The sequence below is a fragment of the Paraburkholderia sacchari genome (assembly GCF_000785435.2).
GTDB lineage: Bacteria > Pseudomonadota > Gammaproteobacteria > Burkholderiales > Burkholderiaceae > Paraburkholderia > Paraburkholderia sacchari.
In genome coordinates, this window is the sequence record NZ_JTDB02000001.1 from 1,515,139 (window position 1) to 1,524,358 (window position 9,220).

Consider the following 9,220-nt stretch of genomic DNA (forward strand, 5'->3'; position numbering starts at 1 on the left):
CGATCGGCTAATGCATCGGCTAACGCATCGGCTAAGATACGGACCCCACCCAATTCATCGAACTCAAACGGAGCGTTTTCAGTGATCCGACCCGGCACCACTTTCAAGGACAATCTCGCGCAACTGCCCGCCATCGACGGCATCGAGCGCATCGATCTCGTGAACGGCCAAGGCGCGGTGGTGGCCACCATCGAGAACAAGCCGGGCAAGCAGGGCTCGCTCGCGGTCTACCACTACCTGAAGCAGGATTTCGGCGCGCTCGACGCCAAGGCGGCCGAGCATGGCCTCGCCGTGTTCGCCGAACACACGCCCGACGCGCGCAACCGTCCCGGCGCGCACCCGAACATCGACCGCCTGCTTGAAATCGTGGCGGGCGGCGAACCGCTGCGCATCGAGGTGATCGCAGCCTGAACCTGGCCGCGTAGCGCGAGTGGCGCGCAGGCAGTGGATAAACCCAAATTCCCAGAGAAATACATTAAAAATAACTGGGTAAAAATCAATACGATTGCGGAAACCACTAGCCAACGCCACTCACCTTCGCCATCAGGATTGCCCATGCCGCGCCCGATTTCCGTCCGCATCCATCCCGAAGCCGTCCGCCACAATCTGCAGACCGCGAAGCAAAGCGCCTCCGGCGCGCGCGTCTGGGCCGTCGTCAAGGCCAACGCCTATGGTCATGGCATCGAGCGCATCTATCCGGCGCTGGCCGGCGCGGACGGCATCGCGCTGCTTGATCTGGACGAAGCCGTGCGCGTGCGCGAACTCGGCTGGACCCAACCCATTCTGCTGCTCGAAGGCATTTTCGATAGCGCCGATGTCGCCACCGCCGTCGCGCATCACCTGACCGTGGCCGTGCATTGCGACGAGCAGCTCTCGCTGCTCGCGGCGGCCCGCACGCGGCAGCCGATCGACATCCAGTTGAAGATGAACTCGGGCATGAACCGCCTCGGCTACCGGCCCGACGTTTTCCGCGCGGCCTGGGAGCGCGCGCGCGCCACGCCGACCATCGGCAAGATCGCACTCATGACGCACTTCGCGAACGCCGACGACAGCGCCATCGACTGGCAACTCGACCGCTTCGACGCCGCCACCGAAGGCATTCCCGGCGAGCGCTCGCTGTCGAATTCGGCGGCGGTGCTCTGGCATCCGCGCGCGCATCGCGACTGGGTGCGGCCCGGCACGATCCTCTACGGCGCGTCGCCCACGGGCGTGGCGCGGCATATCGAAGGCGTCGGGCTGCGCGCGGCGATGACGCTCGCGAGCAGGATCATCGGCGTGCAAACGCTGGCACCGGGCGAAACGGTCGGCTATGGCTGCGCTTACGAGGCCGAACAGCCCATGCGCATCGGCGTGGTCGCGTGCGGCTATGCGGACGGTTATCCGCGCCATGCGCCTACTGGCACGCCCATCGTCGTAGATGGCGTGCGCACGCGCGTGGTCGGGCGCGTGTCGATGGACATGCTGACCGTCGACCTCACGCCCTGCCCGAACGCGGGCATCGGCTCGCAGGTGGAGCTGTGGGGCGAGCGCGTGAAGGTCGATGAGGTGGCCGAAGCATCCGGCACGATCGGATATGAACTGATGTGCGCGGTCGCGCGCCGCGTGCCCGTGGATGTCGACAGTCTTGGCGCGGCGCGGCGCGATATCGAGGAAGAAAGCGTGACGGCCTGAGGCTCACGCGCCCTGCTTTCTTTACGTCACGCCGCTGCGCGCGCCGCCCCGGCTCGGGCGCACGCCCCGCGTGCGCAATTTTTGCAACTGGCTCATCGAGCATCACGCGGAGCGCGGGTGAAAAACACTGTGCGTCAACGCACATTACCGCGCATATCGCTGGTCATGAGCCCGGCCCGGGCAGTAAAAACAATGATAGCTTCCGTGAGTGCGGCGTTGCCGATCGCCCATCCCGGGAGTCACACATGCCATTCGCCTTCTTTCATGGGATTGCGCAGGAGGGACGTACTGCGGATGAACTCCGCAAACTATGGGTCGATAGCCTGGAGGCCGGCCTCGAAACCGCCAAAACACCCGCATCGCTGCACAAGCGCTCAGTAGAGGTTCCTTACTACGGGGACCTGCTCGCCGATTACACGCCTGACGCATCCGCAACGCCGCAATCTGTCGATAAAGACAAGCAATATCGGAGCGCGACGGCATTCCGGCCACCATCTCCAATCGATCAAATCGAAGCCGAATTCGTCATGGAGATCGGCAGAGCGAAAGGCCGGCGTTTCGACAAGGACGATTTCAAACGTAGCGCGAAGAGCGGAATACTTCGCACACTGGCGTCAATTGTGCCGAACCGTGCGCAAGCCGAACTGGTCGATCGGGTCCTGACGCAAGTGGCCGCCTATCTCACCTCGCCATCCATTCGCGCGGAAATCAGCGAGATGGCGGACTCCGCCTTGCTCAAGGCGGAGTCCGCCCGCGTGCCAAACGACTCACGCCTCGTGGTGGTTGGCCACTCCCTAGGCTCCGTGGTGGCACTGGAAGCATTGTGGCGATGGCGCGGCGCACCGGTCGACCTGTTCATCACAATCGGCAGCCCGTTGAGCGTCCCCTGCATTTACTCCAGGCTCACCATGCAGCCGCCCAAATGGCCCACGCAAATCCGCCAATGGATCAATGTCGCCGATAAAGACGATGTAGTCGCCCTTCACGGCGCAATCGACCGGAGCAATCTCTTCTCACCGTGTACGAAGGCGGATAAAAGCCAGCGCGCGGACGTCCTGAATATTCTGGACATCAAAAATCACATGGCCAATCACCATGGCATCGCAGGCTACCTTGACGATCCCGTGGTGGCGCGGTTCATTACGGACTTGGCGGACTGAAAATAGAGGCCACCTCACATGAAGGTGTTCTACATTGCATCCAATCCCGACGGCGCAGCCGAACTGGCGCTGGAAAGGGAGATTACCGAACTGGAGCGCCGCGCGGCCTATGCAAGCGGCGAGCCGATCAATTTCCGGTTCCTGCCATCGCTGCCCATCGAGAAACTCCCGCTCGAACTGCTGTCACATCGGCCGGACGTCGTACACTTTTCTGCTCATGCCGAAGACGGCGAGTTGCTCTTTTCAAACGAAAAAGGCAATCCGGTGAATATAACCGGCACCATCCTCAAGACCTTCTTCAATTACGAACGCCGCCCGCAACTGGTGTACTTCAACGCATGCAATTCTCACGCTCTGGCTAAAGCCGTGGTCGAAGTCGTTCCCGCCGCCATCGGCACAACCACGCTCGTATCGAACGGCGCGGCAAGGGCGTCGGCCATTGCGTTCTACCACCGCATTCTCTACGGTGGCACCGTTCGCGATGCCTTCGAGGTCAGCCGCGGCATGCTCGACACATTGGAAGGCAATACCGGATCCTCCATCATCGAGACCGCCACCGGCTACAATCCCGGCGCGCATCGCCTGCATAGCATTCCGAGAATTATTGCTCATGGCAAATCCGGGGCATTGCGATTCACCAAAGCGGGGTTCGTCACTGTTGAAGTCACGCTTATAGGCTGCCCGCCGAATACCTCGCAGGTCATTTTCTTTACTGACGACATGGAATTCGCGAGGGGTACGCCTCGCAACCATGAGGCGGAAGCCGAATACCTCGCACGCAATCTTTGCCGGGTCGTTCGGGAAACACCCCGCCGTGGGCGCATCGAGTCCGATGTCGTATGGGAAACGTGCGAGGACTTTCGCATTTACGCGTGCGGAACAACCGCCGGCGGCGAAACCTTCACGGTGGCGTCAACGGTGTGCGATGCGCTGCGAGACTACGGCGAATACGTGCGCGGATATCCTCAAGACAGTCCGGAAATGAAGAATATCGCCGACACGGTCGCCCGGCTACTGGATCCCGATCGGCTCTCCGAGCCCCTCCGCCAGGTTCAAGGACACAGTAAAACCGAAAGCAATTCGGGCGACGCGCCGGCCTCAACAGGTCGAAGCAAAAAAAATCGAACATGAGCCGTTGCGTCCATGCCGGCAGTCGTTCTACCGTGTGCCGCGCCGCATGGAAACGGGTCTCCCTTTGCTTGCCTTGCGCCTCACGGACGGCGACTTGCGCTTGTCCTTCGGCCACTTCAACCCGTAGCTCAAACCCGGTAAAGGGCGTTCGATCGTAAGCGCCGCAATCCTGCTGTCTTTCAGATACATGAGCTTGCTAGACGCGTACTTGATCTCGGCCTGATCGGATCGATCCTGTTTATCCACCACCGTGGCCCACGGCATCGATGATGGAGTCCAGTTATCCGGAAACAGCGTCACGATTTGCAGATGCTCGGGAAATACCGTGCTGCAACTCATGGTGACATGCTCGTGCTCTTCGGTGTCCGTACCCGCGACGAATTCAAACGCCTTCGCAACACGGTACGACACCGACACATCGACCCTCTGAAACGCCGGCAATGGGGGCTTGAATCTGACAAAAACTTCCTGCTTCCCGTCTTGCTTCGAAGCGGGAAAGTCCAATGCCGCGCACGACGTCGACGGCGTATGGCTCGAATGCGCACTCATCGCCACCTTGCACGAATGCCGGTCGAAAGCGCTTTCCGGACCGAACGAAGCCAGCCTGATATGCCACAGCGCTTCTCCCACCGCCCGAACGCCAGTCATCGAAACGGTCACGTGAGCATCGCCGTTTCCCGCGATTTTCACGATTCTCGCGACGGTGTCGACATAAGCCCGACCGTCGTCAGCGTGCGATCGCGTCACCCCGGAAGCTTTCGAAACGCCATTTCGAAAAGTACCCAGCACAGCGCGGCGCCGATTTTCGAATCGCTGTATGCGAAGCCGATGCTCCCCCATCGACACCAGCTTCGCTTCCGTCGAATGCACGAGGTTTCCCGCGTCTATGGCTCGATGCTCCACTTCGATATTGCCGGTGCAGTGCAACCGGATAATGTTGTAGCGAAATTTCGAATTGATCGCATGCGCGAGGCTGCCCGCGCCGACAACCATCAGGCGATTGCATGTGTCCGAATTCGGATGCTCGAGAATTTTGAAGAAGGAACGATGCTGATGGCCGTGCAGAATCAGATTCACGCCGCGCTGCAATGCGAACGAAGTAAACGTACCGGCGTTCACAAAAGTATCGGCAACATCTTCCCGACTGATACTGGGCGCTTCGCTCGATCCGGCAAATCGCTTTCTTGGCGGCTTGAGGGCGCTCTTGCCCGATTCAGGGAGATCCCTTCGCTCCTCGCTCGACCAGGAACCGCTGACTTTCGGAACCGGCAGCGGATGGTGATGAAGCAAGCATACGTTGAAATCTTCGCCGCTTTCTTCGGCAAGCCGCCGTGGGTCGCGAATAGCCTCCTGAAAATGCATGATCTTGTCGTTCGAGATGCACCCGCGCACAGAATTCACGGACGGGCTGGCATCGTTGGAACTAATGCAAAGGAGCCGCACGCCAATATCCACACCATGCGGGTGATTGAAAAGCAACTCGTCGTTGCGAAACTGCAGCGCAAAGCTTCTTTTGAATAGATCCAATGCCTTGTCGTCATAGTTGAGGTTCGCAATCGCCTGATTCGTTGCATTGGCGACGGGCTCCAAGTCGTGATTCCCGGGCACGACAAACACGCAGCGGTCGAAGCCGATGTCCCATTCGCGGCACCAGTTTTCGAATTGAATTCTTGCAATCCTGAAAGCCTCGGCAAGCCCCTCCCTTTTTTTCGATCCCCCCCGCGCCGGAACTGGAGAATAGTCAGGCCGTTGCGCAACCTGCGTCCAACTGCCAATCGGGTTCCCGACGATATCGCCACTAATGCACAGTAGATCAATACTCGCGTCCCTCAATTCGCGGCCGAAGGCGGACATCACTTTGGCGGCAAGATCCCAATGCTCGCTCCCCATCGCGAGGAAGTGCGTGTCCGAAACATGAGCGATCGTTACGAAATCCGTGCTCTTCCGACACAAAGGCTCACGCGATTCCTGCTGCGAATCCGGTCGGAAAGTCGTGAAGGTGTCCATGATTCGCTACCGTTGCGGTTAGACGCCGAAAGTGACCGGCCGTGGCTTCGCTTCTACACCGGACATCAATCGAAGCGTAGTCACTGGCTTCAGCCAGTGCAAGCAACGACTTGCTGTCCACATAAAACCATCGCATTACGAACTTTGTACGGAAGGTCACATACGATTCAAAGAACTTGACCTTTAACTCCTTTCAAGCGCATGCGGGTGCCGTACCGCCGAGTCGCTACTTCACCGAAAAGCTGTTTGGCACGCAGTTTTGTCTCAAGGGCGAACTGATGGGCGAATTCGACGGCCCGCAGACACGGCGTTGGCCAATGCGAAGCGCCAGCGAGTGCGTAACGCCGATCGCAAGCGCGTCGCCCGACACGACATTGTCGAGGGGCGCATATGGACAGCGCATGGTTCGGAGAAGGCTGCCGGAGCGAGCGGACGGCGTCAAATCTTTTCATTTAACTTTCATATTCAAACATTAGCCTTACGGAATTCAAACAACCGCCCTTGAATTCCACATGTCCGCGTTGCCCAATAGATCTCGCCGCCAACTCCTGAAGATGCTCGCCGGCGCACCCATGCTCCCGCTTTCCGGTGCAACGCTACCCGCCCTGTTGACGGCGTGCGGCGGCGGCAACGACGGCCTGGCGGCCACGCCAACTGCTGCCGCCGCGACTTTCGCAGCCGCGACGTTTTCGGGAATGGCCGCGCCCACTTTGGACAACGCAGCCGCAATGGCCACCACGACAGTGGACTCGACGCTATCGGTGGCTTTCTCCGATGGCTCGTCGACTAATTTCAAGCTCGCGTACAAGCCCCTCTTCGTAACGGGTGACCAGGTGCCGGACGGCAACGGCGGCACGATCCTCGCGGGCGGCTACTACGACATCGACAATCAGCCGATCATCGATCGCTCGGTAGCAGGCAAGGAGCGTCAGTTTTATTCGGATTGCCCGGACGGCAGTTCGCTGCTCACGCTGAAGAACGCCAGCGTGCCCGGCGTGAAAGGCAACGCCGTGTTCGCGGTCGTGCAATTCGAATACACGACGCGCGACCAGGCGAGCACATCGCAATACGGCCAGTTGCCCTCTCCCATCGCAGTGCTGGCGCTCGACCAGGACCCGGCGACGGGCGCGCTCAAGCTAGTCAAGTACCACAACGTCGACACCTCGAAGGCGCACGGCCTCTGGATCACGTGCGGCGCGAGCCTCTCGCCGTGGAATACGCACCTCTCGAGCGAGGAATACGAACCGGATGCGACAAAAGCGGCAACCGACGCGCAATTCAAGGCGTTCAGCAAAAACACCTTCGGCGACGCGACGAAGGCGAACCCCTATCACTACGGCCACCTGCCCGAAATCACCGTCAACGCGGACGGCACGGGCACGGTGAAGAAGCATTACTGCCTCGGCCGCATCTCGCACGAACTGATCCAGGTAATGCCGGACCAGCGCACGGTGATGATGGGTGACGACGCAACCAATGGCGGCCTGTTCATGTTCGTCGCCGACAAGGCCGCCGATCTCTCGGCCGGGACCTTGTACGTCGCGAAGTGGACCCAGACCTCGTCGGCCGGCGCTGGGTCCGCGACGCTCACGTGGATCCGCATCGGTCACGCGACGAGCGACGAGATCGAGACGCTCGCGAACACGCTGAAGGCATCGGACATCATGGACGTCGCGACCACCGACCCCGCCGACGCGACCTTCACGAAGATCCACTTCGGCGGCAAGTTCAACTGGATCCGCGTGAAGCCGGGCATGGAGAAAGCCGCCGCGTTTCTGGAGACACACCGCTATGCCGCGCTGCTCGGCGCCAGCATGGCATTCACGAAACTCGAAGGCACGACCGTCAACGCGAAAGACAAGATCGTCTACAGCGCGATGTCACGGATCGAAACGTCGATGGTCAAGGGCAATGCGGTCTCGCGCGACGTCGCGCTCGACAAGAAAATCGCCGCGGGCGCGGTTTACGCGCTGAATCTGCGTGGTGGCCAGCGCGACACGACGGGCTCCGCTATCGACAGCGACTGGGTGCCGGTCGACATGAGCGCGCCAGAAGCGCTGGTTGGCGAGGACCTGGCCGCCGCGGATGCGCTCGGTAATCTCGCGAATGCCAACAAGATCGCAAATCCGGACAATCTCAAGTTCTCCGAAAAACTGCGCACGCTGTTTATCGGCGAAGACTCGGGAATGCACGTGAATAATTTTCTGTGGGCTTACAACGTGGATACAAAATCGCTGGCGCGCGTGCTTTCGTGCCCGGCTGGCGCGGAGTCCACGGGCCTGCATGCGGTCGATGAGATCAATGGCTGGACCTACATCATGAGCAACTTCCAGCATGCGGGCGACTGGGAATCGCCGTTGCACGACAAGGTGGTGGCCACGCTCGATCCGATTGTGCGCGCGAATTACAAGGACCGGTTCGGGGCGAGTGTCGGGTATTTGACGGCTGAACCCACGAGCATCGCGCTCACGAAGCGGTAAGCACAGCAAAATGCGCTTCGCCATCACCCGAAGCGCCTTTTTAACGACCGAAACCCGCGTTACTTCCGGTCAGCCACGATCTGATCGAACGTGCCGCCATCGGCGAAATGCGCGGCCTGCGTCACGTCGTATGAGACGTTGAGCAGCGAGGTGTCGGCATGCGCTGCCGCGCTCAAAGCGATGATGCCCGCGCCGAGCCAGCGTGCCGTGCGTCCGAAGCTTGTCATGAGAGTCCCCGTGTGTCGTTGAATGGCGTCACGGCCTGCTTGAACGAAATCGTAAGCAGGACGAAAGCACAATTCTAGCGAGCCGGCACGCATGGCTTATATCGATGTGAGCTTTGCTTTTATGGGTTCGAGGTAAGGCGGGCCGGATTGGGCCAGCCTGTAACTGCTGGACGCCGGGGGACAATGGACTTGCTTGCTACCGCAACAAAAAAACGCCGCGCGGCCAATCAGACCGCGCGGCGCTCTTTTTTACGCAATACGCACCGCCCCGCCAGCGGTGCGCACTTAAACGCTCATCGGCCCAGCATCGGCAGTTTGAGCCCGGCTTCACGCGCCGTCTGCTGTGCCAGCTCGTAGCCCGCATCCGCATGACGCATCACGCCCGTCGCCGGATCGTTCAGCAGCACGCGGCCCAGACGCTCGTGCGCCGCCTGCGTGCCGTCCGCCACGATCACCACCCCCGAGTGCTGCGAGAAGCCCATGCCCACGCCGCCGCCATGATGCAGCGACACCCACGACGCCCCGCCCGCCGTGTTCAGCAGCG

The 9,220-nt window shown here is 60.5% G+C and carries 7 protein-coding genes and 1 pseudogene; 5 read left to right on the forward strand and 3 right to left on the reverse strand.

Annotated elements, in window-relative coordinates; genetic code table 11:
• Positions 1-81 precede the first annotated feature (81 nt).
• The 4 genes from NH14_RS06735 to NH14_RS06750 all read left to right on the forward strand — a co-directional run bounded on the left by NH14_RS06735 (position 82) and on the right by NH14_RS06750 (position 3,962).
• Positions 82-411: a DUF2322 family protein gene (locus NH14_RS06735; RefSeq protein ID WP_035534896.1), complete on the forward strand. Its 330-nt coding sequence runs from the start codon at positions 82-84 to the stop codon at positions 409-411.
• A 144-nt stretch (positions 412-555) separates the two neighbouring features.
• Entirely contained in the window at positions 556-1,671 is a 1,116-nt protein-coding gene (alr, locus tag NH14_RS06740; protein ID WP_035534893.1) for an alanine racemase, read from the forward strand.
• A gap of 245 nt (positions 1,672-1,916) precedes the next feature.
• Entirely contained in the window at positions 1,917-2,831 is a 915-nt protein-coding gene (locus NH14_RS06745; protein WP_035534890.1) for a lipase family protein, read from the forward strand.
• A gap of 18 nt (positions 2,832-2,849) precedes the next feature.
• Positions 2,850-3,962, forward strand: a complete 1,113-nt coding sequence (locus NH14_RS06750) for a CHAT domain-containing protein (RefSeq protein ID WP_035534887.1) — start codon at positions 2,850-2,852, stop codon at positions 3,960-3,962.
• A gap of 27 nt (positions 3,963-3,989) precedes the next feature.
• On the opposite strand, the gene NH14_RS06755 is transcribed toward NH14_RS06750, so the two are convergent.
• Positions 3,990-5,969 (reverse strand): metallophosphoesterase family protein, encoded by a 1,980-nt coding sequence (locus tag NH14_RS06755; protein WP_084226024.1) that lies wholly within the window; start codon positions 5,967-5,969, stop codon positions 3,990-3,992.
• A gap of 512 nt (positions 5,970-6,481) precedes the next feature.
• Here NH14_RS06755 and NH14_RS06760 point away from each other — a divergent pair.
• Complete coding sequence (locus tag NH14_RS06760) at positions 6,482-8,449, forward strand: PhoX family protein (protein ID WP_035534881.1); 1,968 nt, start codon at positions 6,482-6,484, stop codon at positions 8,447-8,449.
• A gap of 116 nt (positions 8,450-8,565) precedes the next feature.
• Here NH14_RS06760 and NH14_RS06765 read toward each other — a convergent pair.
• A pseudogene (locus NH14_RS06765) lies at positions 8,566-8,676 on the reverse strand (sulfate ABC transporter substrate-binding protein); the annotation flags it as partial.
• A 293-nt stretch (positions 8,677-8,969) separates the two neighbouring features.
• Positions 8,970-9,220: urocanase-related protein (locus NH14_RS06770; RefSeq protein ID WP_508613263.1), on the reverse strand; the 251-nt coding region annotated here is incomplete at its 5' end.

Bases quoted from the DNA above. Each gene is read 5' to 3' on its own strand.
- alr (WP_035534893.1), top strand. From the start codon at position 556: ATGCCGCGCCCGATTTCCGTCCGCATCCATCCCGAAGCCGTCCGCCAC.
- NH14_RS06745 (WP_035534890.1), top strand. From the start codon at position 1,917: ATGCCATTCGCCTTCTTTCATGGGATTGCGCAGGAGGGACGTACTGCG.
- NH14_RS06750 (WP_035534887.1), top strand. From the start codon at position 2,850: ATGAAGGTGTTCTACATTGCATCCAATCCCGACGGCGCAGCCGAACTG.
- NH14_RS06755 (WP_084226024.1), bottom strand. From the start codon at position 5,969: ATGGACACCTTCACGACTTTCCGACCGGATTCGCAGCAGGAATCGCGT.
- NH14_RS06760 (WP_035534881.1), top strand. From the start codon at position 6,482: ATGTCCGCGTTGCCCAATAGATCTCGCCGCCAACTCCTGAAGATGCTC.